Raw genomic sequence first — 22963 nt, forward strand, 5'->3', positions numbered from 1 at the left:
ACCGCACGAGCCACATCGTCGGTGTTCTCGGCGCCGCCTCTCAGGGGCGGCGCCGGGATTCTTCGGGTGGGCCGCGCGGACCCCTGGTCGATGACCAGGTCCGCGCAAGGAGTCGGCGTCGAGACGGGGCAGCAGCCCGCCTGTGCGCGCGACGAGGTCACGCTCCCCTGGTTCGCCGGGCGCGTGATCCGTGCGCGAAGAGTCGCGTCTGGATGTGGCCGACCGCGCGTCCCACGGCGTCGGCCACATCCCGGACCCGGGCGGGCGGCATGCGACTGATCGGTGCCGCGACTCCCACGCTGCCGACCGGTTGTCCGAACAGGTCGCGGATCGGCATGCCCACCCCGGCGACGCCGGCCGTGATCTGGTTCTCGATGTGGGCGAAGCCCTGGCGTCGGGTCCGGCCGATGAGCTCGTCGAGAGTCTGTTCGGTGATTCCCCAGTCGTGCTCGATCGGCTCCACGACGTCGCGCAGCACGTCATCGCGTTCCGGTTGCTCGATGGCCGCGAGGATGGCGAGACCGGCGGCGCCCACACCGAGCGGACGGCGGCTACCGATGCGCAGGGTGACGACCTGAATGGGCGCCGGGCCGCTTTCGACTTCAAGACAGACCGCTTCCGATCCGCTGCGCATCATGAGGAAGACGGTGTCCCCCAGTTCGGTCGCGAGGGTGATCAGCGCGGGACGACTCCGGCCCCGGATGTCGAACTGCTGGGCGGCGGCGACACCGAGTTCGAAGGCGAGCGGTCCGAGGGAGTACATGCCGTCGGGTGAGTCCTGGTGCACCAGATGAGTTTCGCGGAGCTGGCTCAGGACTCGGTGGGCGGACGAGTGGGGCAGGCCGCAGCGCTCGGCGATCTGGGTCAGCGCGAGACCGCCCGGCCCGGCGCTCGCGAGAGCCTTCAGTACGACGACTCCACGTTTGAGCGAGCCCACGGCTCCTGTCTGCGGCATGGTCCGGATAGTGGACCCGATGGACAGGTGAAGTCAAGGACAGCCCCTGCCTCAGCCCGGTAGCCACGACAATGTAAAAGAATTGCCATTCCGATAACCGGAAATCCGCCATGACAGCGAATGCGAGCGGACTCTTCAATGGGCCCACACCCGACCGACTGGGGAAGGACCACACAGTGAAGCTGGGCAGTTTGGTTGAAGGAGGCCGTGACGGCACTCTCGTCGTCCTCGATCGCACACTGACCCGTGCCGTACCGGCGACGGGGATCGCATCGACGCTCCAGGCCGCGCTCGAGAACTGGACCGCAGCGGAGGAGCCGCTGCGGAAGCTGAGCGAGGCCCTCGACGGGGACGGTGTGACCGACGCCCTGCGCGTCGCCGACCTGGAGATGGCGAGTCCGCTTCCCAGGAGCCACCAGTTCCTCGACGGCTCCGGCTACCTCGACCACATGCGCAAGGCGCGGGCCGCTCGAGGGGCGGAAATGCCGCCGAACTGGGAGACGGAGCCCCTGATGTACCAGGGCCTGTCCGACCGTTTCCTCAAGGCCCGGGACGAGATGGTGATCCCCGACGAGGACCTCGGTCTCGACTACGAGGCCGAGATCGCGGTCGTGCTCGACGACGTCCCGATGGGCACCACCGTCGAGGAGGCGGCAGCCCACATCAAGCTGTTCGTCCTGCTCAACGACTACACGCTGCGGACCCTGACGCAGAGCGAGCTTCCCAAGGGCTTCGGGTTCCTCCAGGCGAAGCCGACCAACGGGTTCGCCGTCGCGGCGGTGACCCCTGACGAACTCGGCAGCCGGTGGGACGGTGAGCGCGTCCACCTGCGGGTGCGGACCAGCCGCAACGGATCGGTCGTCGGCGAACCCGACTCGGGCACCGGCATGTACTTCACGTACCCGCAGTTCATCGCCCACGCCGCCCGTACGCGCGACCTCGCCGCCGGCACCATCCTCGGCGCGGGCGCGGTCTCCAACGAGGGCGGCGAGAACGGGCACGGATGTCTCGCCGAGGTGCGCATCTGGGAGACGGCGACCTACGGCGCCGTACGCACCCCCTGGCTCCTTCATGGCGACGTGCTCGAAATGGAGGCCTTCTCCGACGGAGAGTCGGTCTTCGGCCCGCTCGAGCATCGCATCACGGCGCTGAACAAGCTGAACAAGCTGAACAAGCTGAACAAGACGGGCGAGCCCGCGGGCGACCAGCGATGAAGCGTTACGACGCGGTGATCGCGGGCATGGGCCCGACCGGAGTCACTCTCGCCAACCTCCTCGCGCGCAGAGGATGGAGGGTCCTGATCGCGGACCCCGCACACGAGGTCTATCCGCTGCCCCGGGCGATCACCGCCGATCACGAGGTGATGAGAACCTTCCAGGCCATCGGCATCGCCGATGAGGTCGCCCAGGAGTGCATCCCTCACCCGGGATCGGACTACCTCGGTGTCGACGGCGGGCTCATCAAGACGTTCTACCCGGCTCCGCCTCCGAACCCGCTCGGCTGGGAAGCCAACTTCCTCTTCTACCAGCCGAGGCTCGAAGCCCGGTTGAGGCGGGAGCTGGAGCGCTACCCGAACGTCGAACAACGACCGGGGACCTCGCTGGTCGACGCGGCCGAGAACGCGGACTCCGTCGTGGTCGTCCTGGATCGCGACGGAGAGACGGAACAGGTCGAGGCGGAGTTCCTGGTCGGCTGCGACGGCGCGAGAAGCCGGACCCGCTCACTCGTCCAACCCACGATCACCGATCTCGACTTCGACGAGTGGTGGGTGATCGTCGACACCAACCTCGTCGCCGGCACCGCCCTTCCCTCCAGGGCCACGCAGTACTGCCAGCCCTCCCGGCCGGGCACCTTCATCATCGGACCCGGCTCGCTCCGGCGCTGGGAGATCAAGGTGCTTCCGTCGGAGGACCCCCAGGACTTCAAAGACCATGCCGTGCTGAGAAGGGTCCTGTCCCACTTCGTCGATGTCGACGCGCTCGAGATCGCACGGGTCGCCGTCTACAGGTTCCACGCCCTGGTCGTCGACAACTGGCGACGCGGACGCATCCTGCTCGCGGGCGACGCGGCTCATCAGATGCCGCCCTTTCTCGGGCAGGGAATGTGCGCCGGAATCCGGGATGCCGCCGGGCTCGCCTGGAAACTCGACGCCGTCGCCAAGCGCGGCTGGCCCGAACACGTGCTGGACACCTACGAGGCCGAAATGCGTCCGCATGTGGCTGAGGTCGTCGGCCTCGCGAAGTCGTTCGGCGAGATCATCGGAGAGCTCGATCCGGACCGCGCGAGGGCTCGGGACGCCCGGCTCCGTGAGGCACGCCGACTGCGTCCGGACCCCACACGGCAGCAGGTCATACCGCCGCTGTCGGCGGGGCTGATCGCGTCGCCACCGAACGTGGCGGCCGGCACCCAGTTCCCCCAGCCGTGGGTGAGGGACACCAACGGTGACCGGGTCCGCCTCGACGAGGTACTGGGCGACTGGTTCGCCGTCGTGAGCATCGAGAACGACGGCGAGTCCGGGGCTGGCCCGAGCGACGACTCCGGGCGGTTCTTCGAGAGCGCGTGCCGAGCACTCGGTGCCCGACACGTGGCCGTCAGGACATCGACCGGCGGCGAGAACGGCCGTACGGCGACCAGGGCGGCGGACGCGGAGGTGGTCGACCTCGACGGCACCCTCGCGGACTGGGCCTCTCGTCATGGGATCTCCTGGGCGATCGTCCGGCCGGATCGTTACGTCTATGGCACGGCCACCTCTCAAGGCGCCGCCCTCGGGCTCGTGGAGGAGCTGTGCCTGCGGGGAGAGGCGCTCGCGTCCGAGCCGGTCGTCGAACGGCACTGAACGCTCCGCGGACTGCGGCGCCTTGGTTCCCGCCAGGACATCTCCTGATCCCCACTCCCCCGTTCCCCCGCTGTGCCGACGAACCGGCCGTGAAAGGAACCGACATGGCTGTCATTCACTCCACCGCCACCGAGGCGCTGCACGATCTGCTGTCCGACGGGATGACCCTGGCTGTAGGCGGGTTCGGCCTCAGCGGCATCCCGGACGACCTGATCGCGGCCGTCCGCGCGTCGGGCGTCCGGGATCTCACCGTCATCTCCAACAACATGGGGGTGGACGGGATCGGCCTCGGCGTCCTCATCGAGGGCGGTCAGGTCCGCAAGGTCATCGCCTCCTACGTGGGTGAGAACAAGCTCTTCGCCCAGCAGTACCTCGACGGAGTGCTCGAGGTGGAGTTCAACCCCCAGGGCACCCTGGCCGAACGGCTCCGTGCGGGCGGCGCCGGGATCCCCGCCTTCTACACCCGCACCGGGGTCGGCACCGAGGTCGCGGCGGGCAAGAAGACAGAGGTCTTCGACGGTGCCGAGTACGTGCTGGAACGGGGCCTCGTCGCCGACCTCGCGCTCGTGCGCGCCCACCGCGCGGACACCGCCGGCAACCTCGTCTACCGCTACACGGCCCGCAACTTCAACCCCGTCGTCGCGACGGCCGGCCGGGTCACCGTGGCCGAGGTCGACGAGGTCGTCGACGAGGGCGAGATCCATCCCGACCACGTGGTCACACCGAGCATCTACGTGCAGCGCGTCGTACGGACGTCGAGCGGGGTCAAGCACATCGAGCAACGCACCACGCGGCAGCGCAGCGAGACGTCCGCGTGAGCGCATACCGCGCATACCGCGCAAGCCGCGCAAGCCGCGCAAGAAGAAGAGCCGCGTGCGAAGAAGAGGAGCTGTCATGACATGGTCCCGCGACGAGATGGCCGCCATCGCCGCCTCCGAACTGAGAGACGGCGCCTACGTCAACCTCGGCATCGGCATCCCCACCCTGGTCGCCAACCACCTCCCCGAGGGCGTGAAGGTCACCCTGCAGAGCGAGAACGGCCTCCTGGGCATGGGCCCGTTCCCCTACGAGGGGGACGAGGACGCCGACTTGATCAACGCGGGCAAGCAGACGGTCACCGTGCTTCCCGGCGGCAGCATCTTCGACTCGGCCGCCTCCTTCGCGATGATCCGCGGCGGGCACGTCGACCTCACGATCCTCGGAGCCATGCAGGTGTCGGGCGCCGGAGACCTCGCCAACTGGAGCATCCCGGGATCAGTCGTCAAGGGCATGGGCGGCGCCATGGACCTGGTCGCGGGAGCGCGCCGCGTGATCGCTCTGACGACCCACCTCGCCAAGGACGGATCCCCCAAGATCGTCCGCAGGTGCACCCTCCCGCTGACCGGTGTCGGCGTCGTGGACCGTGTCATCACCGACCTCGCCGTCTTCGACGTCGTCGAGGGCGGTCTGGTGCTGGCCCGGACCGCCCCGGGGGTGACGGTCGACGAGCTCCGTGCCGCCACCGAGGCCGAGTTCACCGTCGGCTCCGCGTACGAGGCGGCTGCCCGATGACTCTCGCCCAGACCTTCGGAACCGACATCGTCATCTCCGGTTGGGGGCACACGCGCTTCGGCCCACTGCGTGACCAGTCCCTGGAGGACCTCGTCGTCACCGCCGCCCGCGACGCGATCACCGCCGCGGGGATCGGCGCCGGGGACGTCGACGAGATCTGGCTCGGCCAGTTCAACTCGGGCCTGTGGCCACTGGCCTTCGCCTCTTCCCTGGCTCTCCAGATCTCCGACGACCTGTTCGGCGTACCCGCCACCCGGGTCGAGAACGCCTGCGCCTCCGGCTCGGCGGCCGTCCACGGCGGTATCAAGTCCCTCCTCGCGGGCACCGCCCGGACCGTCCTGGTCATCGGCGCCGAGAAGATGTCCCACGCCCCGGCGGAGCAGGTCGGCGCCGCCCTGCTCGGGGCCGACTACGAGCTCGCCGGCCAGGAGTCCCGCACCGGTTTCGCCGGGCTGTTCGCCAGGGTCGCCGAGGCATATCAGCAGCGGTACGGCGACTTGGGCGACGTTCTCGGTCAGATCGCTGCCAAGAACCATCGCAACGGCCTGGCCAATCCGTGGGCCCACCTCCACAAGGAGCTCACCCCTGAGTTCTGCGCCACGACGTCACCCAAGAACCCCGTCGTCGCCGGTCCACTGCGGCGCACCGACTGCTCACCGGTCTCCGACGGCGCGGCGGCCCTCGTCCTCACGACCAGCCCGAGCGGCAGCGCGACCCAGAGCCCGGTCCGGTTGATCGGCTTCGGCCAGGCGAACGACTTCCTGCCCTCCGACAAACGTGACCCGGTCGAGTTCGCCGGCTCCGCCGCCGCCTGGAACCGTGCGAAAGGCATGGCCGGCGTGGAACTCGGTGATCTCGACCTGATCGAGCTGCACGACTGCTTCACGATCGCCGAGTTGGTGATGTACGAGGTGCTCGGGATCGCACCTCGGGGGAAGGGGCGGGTCGCGCTCGACGAGGGCACCGTCTTCCGGGGCGGCAGTCTGCCGGTGAACCTCTCCGGGGGGTTGAAGAGCAAGGGCCACCCGGTCGGCGCCACCGGAGTCTCCCAGCACGTGATGGCGGCGATGCAACTGTCCGGCACCGCCGGTGACATGCAGTTGCCGGGAGCGCGTCGCGCCGCCGTGCACAACATGGGCGGACTCGCGGTGGCCAACTACGTCAGCGTCCTGGAGGCGACCTGAGCCCGTCCCAGGTCCCCACACCCAACGGAGGTACTCATGACCACAGTTGACAGGTCAGTCACCGACATCACCGGACCGGCTTGCGCGCGCGACCTCGCGTATCTCTCGGGTTTCGGCAACCAGCACGTCACCGAAGCCGTCCCGGGGGCCCTTCCGCAGGGGCGCAACAGCCCGCAGAAGGCACCGCTGGGGCTCTACGCCGAGCAGCTGAGCGGCACCTCGTTCACGGCACCGCGCCAGGACAACCTGCGTACGTGGGTCTACCGCATCCGGCCGTCCGCGAAGCACTCCCCGTTCCGGCAGGTCGAGGCCGGCGGCCTGGCCGCGAGCCCGATCGCGAACGCCGCTCCCTCCCCCAACCGCCTGCGGTGGGATCCTTACGCATTCCCCGCCGAGCCGAAGACGTTCGTCGAGTCGCTGTTCACCATCGGCGGCAACGGCGATGTGCGCGCGCAGTCGGGCGTCGCCATCCACATGTACGCCGCGGCCAGGTCGATGGACCGCGAGTACTTCGTCAACAGCGACGGCGAGATGCTGGTCGTCCCGCAGCAGGGCGGTCTGCGTGTCGCCACGGAACTCGGCGTCCTCGCGGTCTCCCCCGGCGAGATCCTCGTCCTCCCCCGCGGCCTCCGCTTCAAGGTGGAGCTGCCCGACGGTGTGGCCCGCGGGTACGTCCTGGAGAACTACGGCCAGATCTTCAGGCTGCCCGAGCTCGGCCCGATCGGTGCCAACGGCCTGGCCAACCACCGGGACTTCCTGTACCCGACGGCGGCCTTCGAGGACCGGGACGAGGAGGTGCGGGTCTTCAACAAGTACCTCGGCAACCTGTGGGTCTCCGACTACGACCACTCCCCCCTCGACGTCGTCGGATGGCACGGCAGCCTCGCGCCCTACAAGTACGACCTGAGCAACTTCATGGTGATCGGCACCATCTCGTTCGACCACCCGGACCCGTCCATCTACACCGTGCTGACCTCGCCCAGCGGAATCCCCGGGACGGCGAACGCCGACTTCGCGATCTTCCCGGACCGCTGGCTCGTCGCCGAGAACACCTTCCGTCCGCCGTGGTTCCACCGCAATGTCATGAGCGAGTTCGTGGGGCTCGTGCACGGCACCTACGACGCGAAGGCCGAAGGCTTCCTCCCCGGCGGCGCCAGCCTGCACAACTGCTTCGCCTCGCACGGCCCCGACCGTGAGACCTACGAGACCGCGAGCACGGCGGAGCTCGAGCCGCGCAAGATCGACAACGGGCTCACGTTCCTGTTCGAGACCCGGCTGCCCGTCATCCCGACCGCCGCCGCCCTCGCGCTGCCGACGCTTCAGGAGGACTACGACGCGGTCTGGGACGGCCTCCAGCGCCACTTCCAGGGCTGACACCGCCGTACGACACATCTTCCGGCCCGCGATGGAGTGCGGGCCGGAAGCGCGTGGCGTACGGCATCGTCAGTGACTCTCGCGCCACCTGTCGAACTCCTCTTTCCAGCGACCCGTAGGAGGGAACAGCCCCTCGACGGGATTCCCCTCCGCGATCCGCTGCGCCACCCAGGCGTCCTGTTTCTCCTGGTCGGCCGCGGCGTCGGCCACCTCTTCGACGAGGTGTGCCGGGATGACAACGACACCGTCGTCGTCTCCGACCACGATGTCCCCGGGCTGGACGGCCACTCCCCCGCACGTGATCGTGGTGTCGGTCTCCCAGGGGACATGACGGCGGCCGAGGACCGCGGGGTGAACGGACTGGGTGAAGGTCGGCAGGCCGATGCCGGCGACAGCAGCCGAGTCCCGGACGCCTCCGTCGCTGACGATTCCGGCAGCGCCGAGCACCTTGGCACGCAGGGCGAGAACATCGCCGAACGTCCCCGTGGAGGGATCCCGGCGCGCCTCGATCACCAGCACGTCGCCGGCCCGGAGATCGTCGAAGGCTTGTTTCTGGGCGTGGTAACCGGATCCGTACTCATGGGAGAGGTCGGGCCGGTAGGCGACGAAGCGCAGCGTTCGCGCAGGGCCGACGAGCTTGCTGCCCGGCAAGCGGGAGTGAACGCCGTCGATCGACATGTCCGGGTAGCCCCGTCGGCGCAGTTCCGCGCTGATCGTGGCAACGGCCGTGTGCCTCAACCTGTCCCGCACTTCGGCGTCCAACGTGGCTCGGGTGCCCTTCGTGACTCGGTTGCCCCCGTTCACGACGTGCCTCCTCCCGTGTAGGCGGACCTCAACCGCTCACTGCCCCGCGCCAGCAGGTCGACGTCGGCGCCGACGAGGATGAAGTCGGCGCCCGCTTCGACATAGCGCTGTGCGAGGGCGGGGGCGAACGCGTTCACCCCCGCCTTCCTTCCGGCACGTCTCGCAGCCGTGATGCAGGTGGTGACGGCGTGGATGACATCGGGGTGATCCTGTTGGCCCAACAACCCCATGGATGCCGCCAGATCGGACGGGCCGACGAAGATGCCGTCGATGCCGGGTGTGGTGGCGATCTCCGCGATGTTCTTCACCGCGGTGTGGGACTCGACCTGCACGTACAACGAGAGCGTTTCTCGGGCCTGTCCCAAGTAGTTCGGCACCCGGTTCCAGCGCGACCCGCGGGCCAGCGCACTGCCGACGCCGCGGATCCCGTCCGGTGGATAGGTGACGGCTCTCGCCACTTCCCTGGCCTGTGCGCCGTCATCGATCATCGGAATCAGCAGGTTCTGGACGCCGAGGTCGAGATACTGCTTGATCGTGACCGGGTCGGCGCTGGGGGGCCGTACCACCGAGGTGATCGGGTAGGCGCGGGCGGCTTGCAGCTGGCCCAGCAGCGTCATGAGGTCGCTGGGACTGTGCTCTGTGTCGATGAGCAGCCAGTCGAGGCCACTGCCGGCGCAGATCTCGGCGACAAGGGGACTGCCGCTGCATACCCACATCCCGATCAGTGTCCGGTCCGCCTCGGCGAGCACCGAAGCGAATGCCGGATCTAGACGAAGCGGCATGTGACCGCCCCCAGGTTCCCGTAGTCGGCATGGATCGTGTCACCGCGCTCGGCCCACAGCGGACGGGTGAAGGATCCCGAGAGCACGATGTGGCCGACGCTGAGCGTGGTGCCGTGTCGGAAGAGCTTGTTCGCCAGCCACGCGACTCCGTTGGCAGGGTTGCCCAGCACGCCGGCGGCGAGGCCGGTCTCCTCGATGGTCTGGTTGCGGTAGAGGAGCGCGCCGACGCGCCGCAGGTCGATGTCGCCGACGGGCACGGGACGACCACCGATCACCATGACTCCCATGGCCGCGTTGTCGCTGATCGTGTCGACAATGGTTCGTCCGGTGAGCTCGATGTGGGAGTTGAGGATCTCGATCGCCGGTACGACGTACTGGGTCGCGGCGAGAACGTCGAAGACCGTGCAGCGCGGTCCCGTGAGGGGCCGGCTCAGCACGAAGGCCAGTTCGACTTCGACTCTCACATTGGAGAAAGCGTCGTGCGGGATGTCGGCACCGCTGGCTCCCGCCGACTACGTCACCCGGCAGGTGCCTCGCATCGGCCGCGTCGAGCTGCCCGACCACGTCGACCTGGGCATCCCGAGCTACCGCATCTCGGACGCGGACCGGGAGGCGCTCAAGTTCGAGGCCGACCGGCCGCGCGGGGTGGCCGCAAGCGACCTGGACAGCCGGGGAGCCACGTTGGTCAAGGACCTCATCCGGACGTACGTCGGCCGCATCCCCGACGAACTGGCCGACACCTATCTGCGCACGCTCGACGGCACCGACGACGACAAGATCTTCTTCTGCTGGGCGGGCGGGACCGCGCACGGAACGTCGCACTACTACCGGATCCAGACCGACACGTTGCTCATCGAGTTCGACAACGCGATCGACAGCGGCCATCACATCCACTCCGTCTGGCGGGACTATCGCAACGACCTGGGACACGCATTGCTGATCGACCATTACGAACAGTCGAAGAACAGCGATCACCATCTGTCCCGCCGGACTCGGTCCACCGTGCCCGCAGAGGGATGACATGCTGAGGAATGCCGGTGCCCGCCCAGCCGGCCGTGCCCCCTGTACGTTCCAGACCCACCGGCGAGGATGAACCGATGCCTTCCCCCGATGCACAAACGACCCGCCTGTCGAAGTCACAGCTGGTCTACCGTGCACTTCGCGAGCGCATCATGGACGGCACCTACAGCCCGGGGTACCGCCTGGTCCTCGAACAACTGGCTCGTGAGTTCTCGGTCAGCGCCGTCCCGGTACGCGAGGCGGTACGGCTCCTGGAAGCCGAGGGCCACGTCACCTTCGAGCGGAACGTCGGCGCCCGGGTCGCCATCGACGAGACGAAGTACGAGACGGCGGCGGAAGCGCTGGCGGTGGTCGACGGTGCCGCCGTCGGGCTCAGTGCTCCGCACCTCACCGAGGACGACCTCGAAGCGGCCCGCGAGGTGAACGAAAGGATGCGCCGGAGCCGCGAATCCTTCGACCCGGTCGGCTTCGCCAGGCTGAACGGCGAGTTCCACGCCATCCTGCGCAGCCGGTGCCCGAACACCGACCTGCTGAACATGGTCGACAAGCAGCTGCAACTCCTCGACCGGATCAGAAGGTCCGCCTTCGACTTCGTACCGGCACGCTCGCTCCAATCGGTCGAGGAGCACGAGGAGTTGCTGTCGCTCATCGAACGGGGTGCGGAACCCGACAAAATCGAGCGCTACGTGCGCCAACACAGGCTGAACACCTTGCAGGCGTTCGTCGAGCAGCGCAGGCAGAGCGCCGAGTGAGCGCACGCCCTACGCGCGGGCGGCGAGTGCCAGGAGGCGCCGTGCGCGTTCCAGAACAGGCCTGTCGACCATCTGGCCGCCGACAGTCGTGACGGAGTCACCGGCCTGGAGTACGGCGCGGGCCCAGTGCAGTTCGTCCGCGGTGGGGGCGAATCCGCCGGTCACATACGGGAGTTGGTACGGGTGGACGCAGAGCTTGCCTGTGAAGCCCAGGCGTCGGGCGTGGGCGATGTCCGAGCCGAGGGCCTCCCCGTCCCGTACAGCGGTGGTGACGCCGTCGATCGGCGGGCTGATGCCCGCGGCTGCCGAGGAGAGGACCAGGCTGGAGCGGGCGTACGTCAGTGCCGCGTGGTCGTCGTGGGCGACGCCGAGCTGGGCGGCGAGGTCGACGTTGCCGAAGGCCGCCCGGACGACCCCGGGTGTGGCACACACCTCGCGGGCCCGCCCGACGCCGAGGGCGGTCTCGATGAGCGGCACGAGGGCGCACCGGCCCACCGTACGGGCGGTGAGTTCCGTGAGTACCTTCGGATCCTCGGCCTTGGGCACCATCACCGGGCAGCCGTGGTCGGCGGCCACGGCGAGGTCGCTCTCGGACCAGGGGGTGCCGGGCGGGTTGATGCGTACGACCGCCTGGTTGCCGAGGGCGAGCCAGGCGGCGGCGTTATCGCGGGCGCGGTCCTTGTCCTCGGGGGCGACGGCGTCCTCCAGGTCGATGACGACCAGGTCGGCACCGGAGGAAGCCGCCTTGTCGAAGCGGACGGGCCGGTGTCCCGGGACGAACAGCAGGGTGGTCGCGGTGGCGATCCGGTCGTGGGGCGCGGTCATGCGAAGGTCACCTCGGCCGTGGCGTGCCGGTCTTCCCGGTGGGTGGCGACGTGCAGCTCGGCGGCGCCGCCCGCGGGAGTGCCGCAGGCGACGAGGTGTTCGCCGGCGAACACCGGCCGCCGGAGCCGGTAGGACAGCGAGCGCACGGGCCGGTCGGGGGCATGGCGTCGGGGCAGTTCGAGCATGAGCAGGGCGAGCAGGGGGCCGTGGACGACGACGCCGGGGTACCCCTCCTCGTCCCGGCAGTACGGGGCGTCGTAGTGGATGCGGTGGGCGTTCGCGGTCAGGGCGCTGAACCGGAACAGCAGGGCGGGATCCGGGTGCAGCGGAAGCTGCCACGGGCTGTCGGGGCGGGGGAAGGCGGATGCGTCGAGGACGGCCGGGTACTGTCCCGCCGTGCGCCCGGACCGGTAGACGATGTCCTGTTCCTCCACCAGGCAGACACGGCCGCGCTGGCGGAACTCACGGCGTTCGGTGACGAACAGCATCTCTCCGGTGCGGCCCCGCTTGGCGGCCACCGCGCCGAGGCTGCTGATCCGCTCGGCCGGCTCGCCCAGGCGCAGCGGCCGGGCGATCTCGCAGCGGCCACCCGCCCACATGCGCTGCCGCTGCGGGACAGGCGGCAGGAAGTGGCCGTCGAGGGGGTGGCCGTCGGCGCCGAGATCCCGCCCGGCGTGCCAGCCGAGGAAGTACAGCCAGTGCCACAGCGGGGGGAGCGGATCCCCGGCCTTCGCTACCGGGCCGGGCAGGTCCAGGACCGCCGAAAGGGCGGCCACCGGCCCGGTGGGCAGGGGGTCTTCGTCGGTGACCGGCCCGGGAGTCCAGGACTCCACGTAGGAGTCGAGTGGGGGCGGAGTGGGCTGCATCGGCCTTCTGTCCTTCTGTCTTCGTGTCCTTCTGCCCTTGCCGGCCTCTGCGGTTCTCTCAGCGCAGGACGAAGGGGTTGCTGGTGGGGGCGCCGGTGTTGATCCAGACGGTCTTGTCCTCCAGGTAGGAGGTGAGGGCGGCGATGCCGTTCTCGCGGCCGATGCCGGAGTCCTTGAAGCCGCCGAAAGGAGCCAGGTAGCTGACCGCGCGGTAGGTGTTGACCCAGACGGTGCCGGAGCGGATGCGCTCGGCCATGCGGAAGGCGCGGCCGATGTCGCTCGTCCACACTCCGGCGCCGAGGCCGTAGCGGCTGTCGTTGGCGATCTCCACCGCCTCGTCCTCGTCCTTGAAAGGGATGACGGACAGGACGGGGCCGAAGACCTCTTCCTGGGCGATGCGCATGCCGTTGCTCACGCCGGTGAACACGGTGGGTTCGACGAACCAGCCGCCGCAGTCGGCGGCCTTGCCGCCGAGGACGAGTCGGGCGCCCTCCTGCCGGGCGATGTCGATGTAGTCGAGGACCTTGGCGTACTGGGTGGGGGTGGTGATGGGGCCGACCTGGGTGGCCTCGTCCATGGGATCGCCCATGCGCGCGGTACGCGCCAACTCCACGAGCCTGTCGACGACTTCGTCGTGCACATCTTCCTGCACCAAGAGCCGGGAGCCGGCGATGCAGGTCTGCCCGGTGGCGGCGAAGATGCCGGAGACGGCGCCGTTGACCGCGGCATCGAGGTCGGCGTCGGCGAAGACGATGTTGGGGGACTTGCCGCCGAGTTCGAGGCTGACGTGCTTGAAGTCGCGGGCGGCGGCCTCGTTGATACGACGGCCCGTGGCGTCCGAGCCGGTGAAGCTGATCTTGCGGACCAGCGGGTGCTCGACGAGTGCGGCGCCGATGTCGTGGCCGAAACCGGTGACGACGTTGAACACGCCCGGCGGCAGCCCCGCATCGTGGAAGAGCCGGGCCAGTTCGAGAGTGGAGGCGGAGGTGAACTCCGACGGTTTCACCACCACCGTGCAGCCCGCGGCGAGGGCCGGAGCGATCTTCCAGGCCAGGAGCAGGAGCGGTGAGTTCCAGGGAGTGATGACGGCGACGACCCCGACCGGCTCCTTTTTCGTGAAGGCGAAGTAGCCCTTCTTGTCCAGCGGCGGGACGGTGCCCTCGACCTTGTCGGCGAGCCCGCCGTAGTAGTGGAACCACTGTGGGACGTAGGCGACCTGCCCGTGCATCTCCGTGAACAGCTTGCCGTTGTCACGGACTTCAAGTTCGGCCAGGTGTCTGGCGTTCGCGCCGATGGCGTCGCCGAGCCGGCGCAGCAGGGCGCCGCGGGCGCTGGCGGTCAGCTCGGCCCAGGGGCCGGTGTGCAGGGCGTGATGGGCGGCGCGGACCGCGTCGTCAACGTCCTGGGATGTGGCCTTGGCGATCTCGGCCCATGGCGTGCCCAGGTAGGGGTTGTCGGTGGGGAACCATTCACCGCCGGCGGCCTCGCGGCTCTCCCCGTCGATGAACAACTCGTAGCGCTGCATGGAAGGGGGATCCCGTCGGCTAGAGGTCGACTCACGTCACTCAGCATCGTGAGTGCTGATGGCCCAGTTTGAACAATAGAAAGATGTGATGCCCGCATGTGTCGCGCGCATGTGTTCCGAGCGGACTGCAACCTCCATCGTCTCCCTGGTCCTGGGCCTGGGCTGGGCCGAGGGTCATCTGCCCTGAGCCACCGCGGAGTTGATCTGGCGGACGACGGAGCGCGTGCCCCGAGGTGGGCATGACGAGCCGGTGCTTCGCCGCTCCCGGAAACGGCACGGGCCGGTCGGCCCTGAGGCAGGCCGACCGGGGCGCGACCGGCCCACAACCGCTCCCGCAGATGATGAAGGGCCTGGAGACCGGCCGCCTCCAGGTCGCCTCCCGCGCGCTCGGGTCGGCCGTGCGGCGCTGGGGGGACGCCCTCGCCTACGCCCAGGAACGCAAGTCACTCGGCAAGCGGATCCGGCAACACCAGTCCATCGGCAACTATCTGGCCGGCATGGCGATTTCACTGACCGCGGCCCGCCAACTCACCCTGCACGCGGCACGGGAGGCGGACGAGGCCGCGGTGTGGACATGGAGGCGGGCATGGCCAAGCTCTTCGCCTCCGTTCGACATCGAACAGTACGTCCGCGACGCCCCGCTGATGATCGTCGGCGAGGCTGAAGCAGCAGGTCTCCAAGGGAACAGACCTGTGATCCACCGCCGCAGCCCGTCAGATGCTTGACACTTTAGAGTGCAATTGAAATATTTACGTAAGGCTATTTAAACATGTCTCAATGCGCCTGCGAGGCCTCTGAGGCGGTCTACTCCACGGCACCCGTCGCCCGAAGACGGCCGGCTCCGAGGATTCACGAGCAGGATCACCCAGCTTCCATGTGATCGAAAGTTGGCCCCATGACATCCGCATCCGCAAAGTACGGTTCCGCTTTCACCGAAGGCGTCGCCCAAGCCGACGGTCACCCCATCCGATACTTCCGCGCCGGCACCGGCGACACCCTCGTCGTCATCCACAGCGCCGTCGGCATCCGCTTCTCCCCCATGCTCGACCGTCTCGCCGAGCAGTACGACGTCATCCTGTTCGCGCTGCCCGGCTGGGGCGACGAGCCCGACGACGGCCGCGACCTGACACTCACGGAACTGGCCGACACCGTCCACCAGGCGACCCAGGACCTCGGGCTCAAGAGCTTCCACCTGCTCGGAAGCACGCTGGGCGGCGACGTCGCCCTCAACATCGCCCTCGATCACCCGGAACGGGTGGCCTCTCTCGTCCTCGACACACCGGGCACGTTCCGCGAAGGGGCCGACCCCTCACCGGGGAACATCACACCCGAGGAAGCCCTTGCCAAGGTTCGCGTCCACCCCGAGCGGGAGCCGGTCTTCGTACCGCCTCACCCCGACGCCCAGGCTCGGATGTTCGCGTTGATCTCCAGGCTCGAGGGAGCGAACCCCGACTACTCGAAGCAGATCACCGAACGTCTGCCTGAACTTTCTGTTCGCACGCTGGTGGTGTTCGGCGAGAAGGACGGCCTGATCCCACCCCGGAACGGACGCACTTTCGCCCGTCTCATGCCCGACTGCAGCTTCGTCCTCCTTCACGATGCCGCACACGACGTGCAGGGCGACCGCGCCGAGGACCTGGGTGCCCTCGTGGCGGACTTCCTCGCTCACGGACCGGACTTCCAGCTTCCCCCGGACGCCACCCTCGTCACCCCGTGAGTCACGCCATAGCGCCGTGAAAATGGGCGGTCAGCTCGGGATCCCGAACCGACCGCCCACTTCGCTGCCTGGCCCCGGGCGCTCCAGTGGCAAAGGCGACGCCCGCACCTCGAGTGCGGACGTCGCCAGTCCTGTCACTGATCAGGCCGTCACTTCATGGACGGGCGCGGTCACAGACCGGGAGGCACCACAAGTGCCGTTCCCATCCACTGCAGCTCCGGCGGCGCGCCGACGAGCTCATGACCGATGTCCGCCAGCTGACTGCGGCTGATCACCGCGTGCTGACAGCCGGAGATGGCGTCGCGGATGACGCGCTGAAGCGTTCCAGCGCGTAGTGCGGTGCCTCCGCCCTTGTTGAACGCCCACAGGGCGACATCCCGACAGATGTCGTGCATGTGCACGCTGGCGCCGGCGAGCAGACTGGTCTGCCGACGGCTGAGGGGCTCCCCGCCTGCCGCCGAGGCGTCGAACTCGGCGAAGACTTCGGCCCCGAACGCGCGAGCGGAGCGGTAGGCGAGTTCGAAGTCCGCGTACTCGGTGCGGAAGACCGGGTTGTCCGCGAGCCGGGTCGCTCCGGGCTTGGGGTCACGGCTCGCGAAGGCGGCGATCTCGTCGAGGAGTCGACGGGTGGTGCCGGACGCCCACGTCTGGCGCCCGAGATGCACCACTGCCAGCAAGCCGGCGGCGGTGTCGGGGAACAGCGGGACCGCGTGGTGATCCGGAACGAAGTAGTCGGTCACGGTGAAGTCGACGGAGCCGGTGCCGCGGAGCCCGATCGTGTCCCAGTTGCCCCGGAGGGTGGTCTCCGAGGCCGGTACGAGAAACATGAACGGCGGGCCCGGGACGGGCTGGTCGCCGTCGAAGACCAGGGAGTTGCACAGCACATAGTCCGCGTTCGGAAGCCCGCTGCAGTACGAGTAGGACGCGGTGAGCCGGTAGCCGCCCTCGACCCGGACCGCACGTCCACTGGGGTAGGCGGTCGCGGAGAAGTTCGGCACCCCGTCGGCCAGAAGTGATTTCTCGACGGCTTTGTCGAAGAACGCCGTGAGGAAGCCGACGCCCGCGAAGATTCCTCCCGTCCAGCTGATCGACCCGTCGATGTAGGCGAAGCGTTCGAGGACCTCGGCCGAGTCGCTGGGAGACAACGCCAGGCCACCCAGGTCCTTGCTGACATACATCCAGCTCAGGCCGCTGTCTCGCAGCAGCTCCATCGTGCGTTCCGTGAGCTTGCCTGCGTCGTCACAGGCCGGGCCTTCCGCCTGGAGGTCGTCGGCCATCGCGTCCAGGGCGGCGAGCAGCCGGTCGCGGCCGGTGGCGGAGTCGGTGCCTGCCACATCGGCCAGGTCGGTAGTGGTGGTCATGGGAACCTCGATCCGTGAGAACGGCGCTGTCAGGGGGAGGGCCGCGGGAGCGGTCCTCCTGTGTTCGGCTCGGCCGAACCTTTCTGTGATGCGAGCGTTACGAGGGCAGCAGCACCAACCGCCCCCGCACCCCGCCCTCCGCGAGCCGGGCGTGCGCCTTGGCCGCGTCCTCCAGGGCGTAGGTCCCGGCCACCCGGGGGGTCAGCACCCCCTCGTCCGCGAGCCGGACCAGCTCGGCCAGGCTCGCCCCGTCGGCGTTCACCTCGATGGCATGGGTCCGCACGCCACGCTCCGCCGGCGGCACCAGGGGCGGCAGGAGGCCGACGTAGGCGCCGCCGTCCCGCACCCACGCGAGGGCCTTTTCGCCGAGGATCGCCGCGTCGAGGACCGCGTCGACGCTCTTCGGCTCCCCGCTCGTGACGTGCGCCGCCCCCAGCGACCGTACGAACTCCTCGTCGCCTTCCCGTGCCTGTCCCGTCACCACGAGCCCGCGTCGGGCGGCGAGCTGCACGGCGTACGCGCCGACCGCGCCCGCGGCGCCGGTCACCAGGACCGACTGTCCCTCCGTCAACTCCAGGAGGTCCAGGGCCTGGAGCGCGGTCAGCGTGTTCAGCGGCAGCGTCGCGGCGTGCGCCGAGTCCACCGTCGTGGGCGCCTTCGCGACGGCGTCCGCGGGTACGACGACGTATTCGGCATGGGTGCCCAGCGGCTTGACCAGGCCGAAGAGGAGCGCGACGACGTTGTCTCCGACCTTCCAGTCACTCTGCCCGCCGACCGCGTCGATCGTCCCGGCGACGTCCCAGCCGAGCCCTATCTGCTGTCCCTCTCCCCCGTAGACCCCGGACCGCGCCGCGACGTCGCACGGGTTCAGCGCGGCCGCGGCCACCTTGATCCGCACCTCCCCCGCCGCCGGCTCGGGCACCTCGGTGTCCACGACCTCCACGACCTCGGGTCCGCCGAAGCTGTTCACTACTGCAGCACGCATGGCATGTCTCCTGAACTCATTGATCACTTGTCTGAAGCGGCGGTGGTTGTGGGGTGCTGCCAGGCCCGGAGTTCGGGCATGACGTGTTCGGCGAACAGGTCCATGGAGTGGCGGACCGCGGCCGTGTCCATGAACACCTGGCGGAAGGAAAGGGCGAGGTTCGTGTTGCGTGCCGACCGGACCCGCCGGAGCAGTGACTCGGCCACCTGGTCCGGTGTGCCGACGTGGTAGGGGATCGGTGAGTCGGCGGCCCAGTCGCGCAGGTGGGCGGGTTCGGGCACGTCGAGTCTGCCGCCGGTGAACTCGAGCCCGACCCATTCGTGGCCGGCGAGGAGCGTGAGCCAGTGGTGGACTCCGCGGGCGGCCTCGGCCCATGCCCGGTCCTCGTCGTCGGCGACGTGCACCATGGACAGGAGCCCTGAGCCGTGGTCAGCGGGGTTGTGCCCATGGGCGCGCAGCTCGCTGTCGAACAGCTCCATGAGCTGCGGACCGAACGCGGAGGCGCCGGCGACGTTCAGTCCTCGGCGCGCGACGCGCTTCACTCCTACGGGACCGCTGGCGGCGACCCAGACCGGCAGTCTCTCCTGCAGCGGTTTGGTGGTCATCCGCACGTGGGGGAAGGTGAAGTACTTGCCTTGGTGGCTGAACTCGTCCTCGGTGAAACACTTGAGGACGATGTCCAGCCCTTCGTAGAGCCGGCCGAAGCGCTCGGCGGCGTCGATGTCGTAGGAGCGGAACTCCTCGTAGAACGACCCGGCGCCCACGGTGAGTTCGAATCGGCCCCCGGAGAGGAGGTCGAGCACCGCGGCGTCCTCGGCCACCCGGAGCGGATGGTGGCAGGGCAGCACGGTCACATGGGTGCCGATACGGATCCTGCTGGTCCGTTGCGCCACCGCGGCCAGTACCGGGAACAGTCCGGGCGTCGCCTGGTCCCAGGCGAAGTGGTGTTCGCCGGCCCAGGCGTGGGTGAATCCGAGTCGCTCGGCGTGGACGACGTCGTCGATGTGGTCCTGGTAGACCTGCCGCAGGCTGCGCTGCTCCTCGGGGTGACGGCGGATGTTGAACAGGAAACCGACGTCCATGGCGGTTCTCCTTCCGTAACGCGTTACTCCGTCACGTGTGCGGGTGCTGGTGTGCGTAGTGCTGACGCAGCAGGTCCTTGCCGTAGTCGCCGCCGTTGGGGGTGCGCACGATGGTGTGCACGTGGTACGGCTCCGGTTCGTCGTTGTCGAGGAAGATGCCGGCGTGGTTGTCGTACTCGATCAGCACGACCGGACTGTGCACCCGGTAGTAGAAGGGCGCGCGGGGGTCCCACGTCCCGATCCACCCCAGGTGGGTGTCGTCGAGGAAGCGCTCGATCTGGTTGCGGCGGTGCGCGCGAGGCTCTGGGGGCAGGGTCTCCAGATAGGGGTCGGTGAGCGACAGGAGCAGCTCTCGCTGGCCCGGTGTCAGCCGGTCGCCCGCCAACCCGACGTAGGGGAGCACACGGTTGTCCCGGCCGGCTGCCGCGCGGTGGCGGCCGTCGACGATGCCGGACAGCTCGGGGGGAAGGTCTGCGGACAGCATCGAGCCGTACAGCAGCGCCTGGTCGCGCTGCGGCGCGCTCAGGGAGTCCATGAACTCCCGGGCGCGTTCGCGATGGTCGCCGAACACGGCCTCGCCGCCGAACTCCACGCCGAGGAAGGTCGGTGTGAGCACCAACTGGCCGCCGATGAAGACCGCGTGGAGATCGATGTGGTGACCCGCCAGCTGCCAGCCCCACGGCTGCCGGAGTGACGGCTCGCCGAACAGGGTGAACCGGTAGCAGTACTCGGTGAGCGTGTCCGGGTACTTGCCGACCAGCTTGCCCAGGTCGGCGTTGAGACGCATCGCTTCGCGCAGCAGCTCGTAGCCTTCGGGGCTGACGGTGGCTTCGATCACGGACAGCGCCGCCTCGCGCGCGGGCCGGGGCAACTCCTGCAACAGCAGGCCGTGTTCGGGGAACGTCAGAAACGCGTTGGACCACACCCGCCATTCGGTGGCGTCGACCGGCAGCACGGCAATCGCCTGTTGCGCCGCCGTGAGCAGACCCAGATATCCCAGTGCGTTGTGCACCGCCTGCTCGGTCGGGGCACCCTCGTCGGTCAGGGTGAAGAGGTCGGTCACGGGCTGCCCGTCGGTCGTGATCCCGACGAAGGGCTCGCCGGCGGTCTCCGCCACCGGCGGCAGCTCCGCGTCCCCGACGAGCTTCATGATCGCCGCCACACCGGGGTCGTCGGAGAAGTCGACCGTGCCCCGTTTCAGCGCCAGTCGCTCCGTGCGCGGCCGGTACCCACCCTGCAGATCGGTCATGACCGCCCCGCTCCGATCCCCTCGAAGACGGACTGCGGGCCGGTGACATCGTCGCCGTTGGCGCTGAATTCCACACCGCTGTCCCAGGGCTGCGCCGCCTCCGGCGCGGGTGAGAGAACCGAGATGTGCTTCTCCGTCACCGTGCCCGCGTTGTACTGCCGGTGCGGTACTCCGGCGGGCAGCACCACCAGGGTGCGGGGGCCGACCACGTGCTTCTCCAGAGCGACCTCGACGGTCAGTTCCCCCTCCAGCACCAGGTAGTACTGGTCGAAGGCATGGATGTGGGTGCCCGGACCGGCCCCGCCGGGAGCGACTTCCATGTAGTTGACGACCGTGTGCCGCGCGCCGGTCGCCGGACTGGCCAGCGCCAGCATCTTGAGACCCGGCATCGGTTCGTCCAGGGCGTCGGGATCGACGCGCCGGGTGTATCCGGGGTGGTCGGTGCGGTGGGAGGCCGGTACGTCCTCGGGAGAGTCCACCATGTACGCCAGCTGGGCCATCGGCCCGGGAGCGGGGATCAGCATCTCGAAGTGGGTCTCGGCGCCCGGCCCGTCGTTCCAGTTGCGGTGCGCCAGCCCCGCCGGGATGAACACGAGGGTGCCGGCACTGATGTGCTGGACCTCGTACCCCAGTTGCACGTTCATGGTGCCCTCGACCAGGTAGTACAGCTGGTCGACGTGGTGGTAGTGCAGGCCGGGGCCGCAACCGCCTTCCTCGATGTGGCTGTTGATCAGGATCGCGCTCTCCAGATGGGAGAGGAACTGCGCGCGGTAGCCGGGGAACCCCGTGTCGATGGCCTGGTCCGGATCGAAGGGGCGGACGTACTGCATGCGGGTCCGCGGTGTGATGGGCGGCATCGGCCTACTCCTGCGTCGTGGTGTGGGTCTCGTGGTGTGCGCGGCTCAGCGGGAGAAGGCGGCCTCGACGTCCTGGGTGGTGACGATCTCGCCCAGCAGCGTGAAGGTGTCCAGAGCGGCTTTGTGCGTCTCGTCGTTGGCCGCCGAGCACGCGTCGGCGGCGATGAGGGTGCGGTAGCCGTGGTTGACCGCCTCGCGGGCGGTGCCCTGGACGGAGTGGTCGGTGGCGACGCCGGAGAGGACGACGGTGTCGATGCCCTTGCCGCGCAGGATGCCGTTGAGGTCGGTGCCGTGGAAGCCGGTGAGGCGGGTGTGGGTGATGGTCAACTCGCCGGGCTCGGGGGTGAGTTCCTCGATGAGATCAGCGCCGCGCGTTCCGTCGAGGAGAGCCTTGCGCTCTTCCACCAGGGCCAGCAGAGGGCAGTTGATGACCAGATCGGTGTAGCCGGGCCGGAAGGCCGTCCGGATGTGGATCACGGAGGCCCCTGCGGCTCGGGCGGCCCGGGTGAGCAGCTGGTTCTTGGCGATGACCCCGTGCCGCTGCACGCCCTCGGCGAAGAACGGTCCGAAGGCACCCTCGGGTTTCACGATGTCGTACTGCCAGTGGATGTTGATCACGGCGGTACGGGCTGGTTCGAACTCGGTCATGTTGTCCTCCGACTGGCAGGCTCGCGGGCGTCCGGTTGACCGCTGAGCAACCATGTTTCAGATCGCAACACGACAGATCACAGCTGTCAATAGACATGTTTATTTTCAAGTCAGACATGTCTGTGTTACGTTCACCTTGGCTCTCCAAGGGCGTCACCGGACGGTTCGCGCATGGCCGCGGGTACCGGTGGTCCGGCGGCGAGAGCCGATCCCAGGAGGTTGTACAGCGTGGTGATAACCCCCGGCCCCGTCCCTGATGACTTCACCGAGAACCTCGCCGAGGCCGAGGCCTGCCGTATCCGATACGGCAGGCCTCGGTCGGTGAATCCGAGTGGATCTCGGCCGCATGCGACGTACACACAGCCCTACCTCTGCGGAACTCCCGCCACTGTGATCGAGCGGCTCAGGGAGTTCCACCAGGCCGAGATCGGCCGCCCGGACCTGAGTTTCAGCGGGCTGGGGCTCCCGCTCGTATCGAACCGCCGCGACATGGAGCTGTTCGCCGCCGAGGTGCTGCCTGCCGTGCGCGCCTTGAGCGACGACGTGGTCCCCGCCTGACCGGAAAAGGACTGCAACAATGGCATGGACAT

General features: G+C 68.8%; 23 protein-coding genes and 1 pseudogene. 11 read left to right on the forward strand and 13 right to left on the reverse strand.

All coding sequences use genetic code 11. The features are described 5' to 3' along the window. Nucleotides 1-157: 157 nt before the first annotated feature. A complete protein-coding gene (locus AQJ64_RS17725; protein ID WP_063788635.1) occupies nt 158-955 on the reverse strand; it encodes an IclR family transcriptional regulator in 798 nt (265 codons plus the stop codon). A gap of 176 nt (nt 956-1131) precedes the next feature. Between AQJ64_RS17725 and AQJ64_RS17730 the strand changes: the two genes are divergently transcribed. The 6 genes from AQJ64_RS17730 (at nt 1132) to hmgA (ending at nt 7900) form a co-directional block, all read left to right on the forward strand. Next, on the forward strand, nt 1132-2169 hold the full coding sequence (locus AQJ64_RS17730; RefSeq protein ID WP_063788636.1) for a fumarylacetoacetate hydrolase family protein: 1038 nt from the start codon (nt 1132-1134) through the stop codon (nt 2167-2169). Continuing rightward, complete coding sequence (locus tag AQJ64_RS17735) at nt 2166-3791, forward strand: bifunctional 3-(3-hydroxy-phenyl)propionate/3-hydroxycinnamic acid hydroxylase (protein WP_055631662.1); 1626 nt, start codon at nt 2166-2168, stop codon at nt 3789-3791. The genes AQJ64_RS17730 and AQJ64_RS17735 overlap by 4 nt, the downstream gene beginning before the upstream one ends. A 104-nt stretch (nt 3792-3895) precedes the next feature. After that, nucleotides 3896-4609, forward strand: coding sequence for a CoA transferase subunit A (locus AQJ64_RS17740; RefSeq protein ID WP_055631663.1), 714 nt, complete (start codon nt 3896-3898; stop codon nt 4607-4609). A 76-nt stretch (nt 4610-4685) separates the two neighbouring features. Continuing rightward, nucleotides 4686-5342 carry a CoA transferase subunit B gene (locus AQJ64_RS17745; protein ID WP_055631664.1) on the forward strand — a complete coding sequence of 219 codons (657 nt, stop codon included), beginning with the start codon at nt 4686-4688 and terminating at the stop codon, nt 5340-5342. Then, nucleotides 5339-6526, forward strand: coding sequence for an acetyl-CoA acetyltransferase (locus AQJ64_RS17750; protein ID WP_055631665.1), 1188 nt, complete (start codon nt 5339-5341; stop codon nt 6524-6526). The genes AQJ64_RS17745 and AQJ64_RS17750 overlap by 4 nt, the downstream gene beginning before the upstream one ends. Nucleotides 6527-6562: 36 nt before the next feature. Next, entirely contained in the window at nt 6563-7900 is a 1338-nt protein-coding gene (gene hmgA / locus AQJ64_RS17755) for a homogentisate 1,2-dioxygenase (RefSeq protein ID WP_055631666.1), read from the forward strand. Between the two features lie 69 nt (nt 7901-7969). Here the strand turns inward: hmgA and AQJ64_RS17760 are convergent, their stop codons facing one another. The 3 genes from AQJ64_RS17760 to AQJ64_RS17770 are packed head-to-tail and all read right to left on the reverse strand — an operon-like array spanning nt 7970 to nt 9950. Beyond that, complete coding sequence (locus AQJ64_RS17760; RefSeq protein ID WP_055631667.1) at nt 7970-8704, reverse strand: RraA family protein; 735 nt, start codon at nt 8702-8704, stop codon at nt 7970-7972. Continuing rightward, nucleotides 8701-9486, reverse strand: a complete 786-nt coding sequence (locus AQJ64_RS17765) for an HpcH/HpaI aldolase family protein (protein ID WP_063788637.1) — start codon at nt 9484-9486, stop codon at nt 8701-8703. The genes AQJ64_RS17760 and AQJ64_RS17765 overlap by 4 nt, the downstream gene beginning before the upstream one ends. Continuing rightward, nucleotides 9471-9950 (reverse strand): fumarylacetoacetate hydrolase family protein, encoded by a 480-nt coding sequence (locus tag AQJ64_RS17770; RefSeq protein ID WP_240512445.1) that lies wholly within the window; start codon nt 9948-9950, stop codon nt 9471-9473. The genes AQJ64_RS17765 and AQJ64_RS17770 overlap by 16 nt, the downstream gene beginning before the upstream one ends. Nucleotides 9951-9972: 22 nt before the next feature. Here AQJ64_RS17770 and AQJ64_RS17775 point away from each other — a divergent pair, with 22 nt between their 5' ends. Both AQJ64_RS17775 and AQJ64_RS17780 read left to right on the forward strand, forming a co-directional pair. Then, nucleotides 9973-10506, forward strand: a complete 534-nt coding sequence (locus tag AQJ64_RS17775; RefSeq protein WP_055631668.1) for a DUF3500 domain-containing protein — start codon at nt 9973-9975, stop codon at nt 10504-10506. Nucleotides 10507-10523: 17 nt separating this feature from the next. Then, on the forward strand, nt 10524-11258 hold the full coding sequence (locus tag AQJ64_RS17780; RefSeq protein ID WP_240512446.1) for a GntR family transcriptional regulator: 735 nt from the start codon (nt 10524-10526) through the stop codon (nt 11256-11258). A gap of 9 nt (nt 11259-11267) precedes the next feature. Here the strand turns inward: AQJ64_RS17780 and AQJ64_RS17785 are convergent, their stop codons facing one another. Genes AQJ64_RS17785 through AQJ64_RS17795 form a run of 3 tightly spaced genes read right to left on the reverse strand, consistent with a single transcriptional unit; the run spans nt 11268 to nt 14474 of the window. Next, complete coding sequence (locus AQJ64_RS17785; RefSeq protein ID WP_055631670.1) at nt 11268-12083, reverse strand: HpcH/HpaI aldolase/citrate lyase family protein; 816 nt, start codon at nt 12081-12083, stop codon at nt 11268-11270. Then, entirely contained in the window at nt 12080-12949 is an 870-nt protein-coding gene (locus AQJ64_RS17790) for an HTD2 family dehydratase (RefSeq protein WP_055631671.1), read from the reverse strand. The genes AQJ64_RS17785 and AQJ64_RS17790 overlap by 4 nt, the downstream gene beginning before the upstream one ends. A gap of 58 nt (nt 12950-13007) precedes the next feature. Beyond that, nucleotides 13008-14474, reverse strand: a complete 1467-nt coding sequence (locus AQJ64_RS17795; protein ID WP_055631672.1) for an aldehyde dehydrogenase — start codon at nt 14472-14474, stop codon at nt 13008-13010. Nucleotides 14475-14809: 335 nt separating this feature from the next. On the opposite strand from AQJ64_RS17795, the pseudogene AQJ64_RS17800 reads away from it, so the two are divergent. Together AQJ64_RS17800 and AQJ64_RS17805 are read left to right on the forward strand one after the other, a co-directional pair. Then, nucleotides 14810-15199: pseudogene (locus AQJ64_RS17800) on the forward strand (acyl-CoA dehydrogenase family protein); the annotation flags it as partial. Nucleotides 15200-15369: 170 nt separating this feature from the next. Then, nucleotides 15370-16191, forward strand: a complete 822-nt coding sequence (locus AQJ64_RS17805) for an alpha/beta fold hydrolase (RefSeq protein ID WP_055631674.1) — start codon at nt 15370-15372, stop codon at nt 16189-16191. Nucleotides 16192-16361: 170 nt separating this feature from the next. Here AQJ64_RS17805 and AQJ64_RS17810 read toward each other — a convergent pair whose 3' ends face one another. The 6 genes from AQJ64_RS17810 to AQJ64_RS17835 form a co-directional block, all read right to left on the reverse strand. Then, nucleotides 16362-17552 carry an acyl-CoA dehydrogenase family protein gene (locus AQJ64_RS17810; RefSeq protein WP_055631675.1) on the reverse strand — a complete coding sequence of 397 codons (1191 nt, stop codon included), beginning with the start codon at nt 17550-17552 and terminating at the stop codon, nt 16362-16364. 97 nt (nt 17553-17649) lie between these two features. Then, entirely contained in the window at nt 17650-18537 is an 888-nt protein-coding gene (locus AQJ64_RS17815) for an NADP-dependent oxidoreductase (RefSeq protein ID WP_055631676.1), read from the reverse strand. A gap of 23 nt (nt 18538-18560) precedes the next feature. Next, nucleotides 18561-19619: an LLM class flavin-dependent oxidoreductase gene (locus AQJ64_RS17820; RefSeq protein WP_055631677.1), complete on the reverse strand. Its 1059-nt coding sequence runs from the start codon at nt 19617-19619 to the stop codon at nt 18561-18563. Between the two features lie 31 nt (nt 19620-19650). Beyond that, nucleotides 19651-20868, reverse strand: coding sequence for a DUF3500 domain-containing protein (locus tag AQJ64_RS17825; protein ID WP_055631678.1), 1218 nt, complete (start codon nt 20866-20868; stop codon nt 19651-19653). After that, nucleotides 20865-21725, reverse strand: a complete 861-nt coding sequence (locus tag AQJ64_RS17830; RefSeq protein ID WP_055631679.1) for a cupin domain-containing protein — start codon at nt 21723-21725, stop codon at nt 20865-20867. Before AQJ64_RS17830 ends, AQJ64_RS17825 begins: the two co-directional genes overlap by 4 nt. 45 nt (nt 21726-21770) lie before the next feature. Then, entirely contained in the window at nt 21771-22373 is a 603-nt protein-coding gene (locus AQJ64_RS17835; protein WP_055631680.1) for a cysteine hydrolase family protein, read from the reverse strand. Nucleotides 22374-22544: 171 nt separating this feature from the next. On the opposite strand from AQJ64_RS17835, the gene AQJ64_RS49125 reads away from it, so the two are divergent. Then, nucleotides 22545-22931, forward strand: a complete 387-nt coding sequence (locus AQJ64_RS49125; protein ID WP_157880809.1) for a hypothetical protein — start codon at nt 22545-22547, stop codon at nt 22929-22931. The last annotated feature ends 32 nt before the right edge of the window (nt 22932-22963 follow it).

This window comes from Streptomyces griseoruber (genome assembly GCF_001514205.1).
Taxonomy (GTDB): Bacteria; Actinomycetota; Actinomycetes; order Streptomycetales; family Streptomycetaceae; genus Streptomyces; species Streptomyces griseoruber.

What these genes read in the sequence shown, in the direction of transcription:
- AQJ64_RS17725 (WP_063788635.1), bottom strand. Translation starts at nt 955, where the DNA reads ATGCCGCAGACAGGAGCCGTGGGCTCGCTCAAACGTGGAGTCGTCGTA.
- AQJ64_RS17735 (WP_055631662.1), top strand. Translation starts at nt 2,166, where the DNA reads ATGAAGCGTTACGACGCGGTGATCGCGGGCATGGGCCCGACCGGAGTC.
- AQJ64_RS17740 (WP_055631663.1), top strand. Translation starts at nt 3,896, where the DNA reads ATGGCTGTCATTCACTCCACCGCCACCGAGGCGCTGCACGATCTGCTG.
- AQJ64_RS17745 (WP_055631664.1), top strand. Translation starts at nt 4,686, where the DNA reads ATGACATGGTCCCGCGACGAGATGGCCGCCATCGCCGCCTCCGAACTG.
- AQJ64_RS17750 (WP_055631665.1), top strand. Translation starts at nt 5,339, where the DNA reads ATGACTCTCGCCCAGACCTTCGGAACCGACATCGTCATCTCCGGTTGG.
- hmgA (WP_055631666.1), top strand. Translation starts at nt 6,563, where the DNA reads ATGACCACAGTTGACAGGTCAGTCACCGACATCACCGGACCGGCTTGC.
- AQJ64_RS17765 (WP_063788637.1), bottom strand. Translation starts at nt 9,486, where the DNA reads ATGCCGCTTCGTCTAGATCCGGCATTCGCTTCGGTGCTCGCCGAGGCG.
- AQJ64_RS17775 (WP_055631668.1), top strand. Translation starts at nt 9,973, where the DNA reads ATGTCGGCACCGCTGGCTCCCGCCGACTACGTCACCCGGCAGGTGCCT.
- AQJ64_RS17785 (WP_055631670.1), bottom strand. Translation starts at nt 12,083, where the DNA reads ATGACCGCGCCCCACGACCGGATCGCCACCGCGACCACCCTGCTGTTC.
- AQJ64_RS17790 (WP_055631671.1), bottom strand. Translation starts at nt 12,949, where the DNA reads ATGCAGCCCACTCCGCCCCCACTCGACTCCTACGTGGAGTCCTGGACT.
- AQJ64_RS17795 (WP_055631672.1), bottom strand. Translation starts at nt 14,474, where the DNA reads ATGCAGCGCTACGAGTTGTTCATCGACGGGGAGAGCCGCGAGGCCGCC.
- AQJ64_RS17805 (WP_055631674.1), top strand. Translation starts at nt 15,370, where the DNA reads ATGACATCCGCATCCGCAAAGTACGGTTCCGCTTTCACCGAAGGCGTC.
- AQJ64_RS17810 (WP_055631675.1), bottom strand. Translation starts at nt 17,552, where the DNA reads ATGACCACCACTACCGACCTGGCCGATGTGGCAGGCACCGACTCCGCC.
- AQJ64_RS17815 (WP_055631676.1), bottom strand. Translation starts at nt 18,537, where the DNA reads ATGCGTGCTGCAGTAGTGAACAGCTTCGGCGGACCCGAGGTCGTGGAG.
- AQJ64_RS17820 (WP_055631677.1), bottom strand. Translation starts at nt 19,619, where the DNA reads ATGGACGTCGGTTTCCTGTTCAACATCCGCCGTCACCCCGAGGAGCAG.
- AQJ64_RS17825 (WP_055631678.1), bottom strand. Translation starts at nt 20,868, where the DNA reads ATGACCGATCTGCAGGGTGGGTACCGGCCGCGCACGGAGCGACTGGCG.
- AQJ64_RS17830 (WP_055631679.1), bottom strand. Translation starts at nt 21,725, where the DNA reads ATGCCGCCCATCACACCGCGGACCCGCATGCAGTACGTCCGCCCCTTC.
- AQJ64_RS17835 (WP_055631680.1), bottom strand. Translation starts at nt 22,373, where the DNA reads ATGACCGAGTTCGAACCAGCCCGTACCGCCGTGATCAACATCCACTGG.
- AQJ64_RS49125 (WP_157880809.1), top strand. Translation starts at nt 22,545, where the DNA reads ATGGCCGCGGGTACCGGTGGTCCGGCGGCGAGAGCCGATCCCAGGAGG.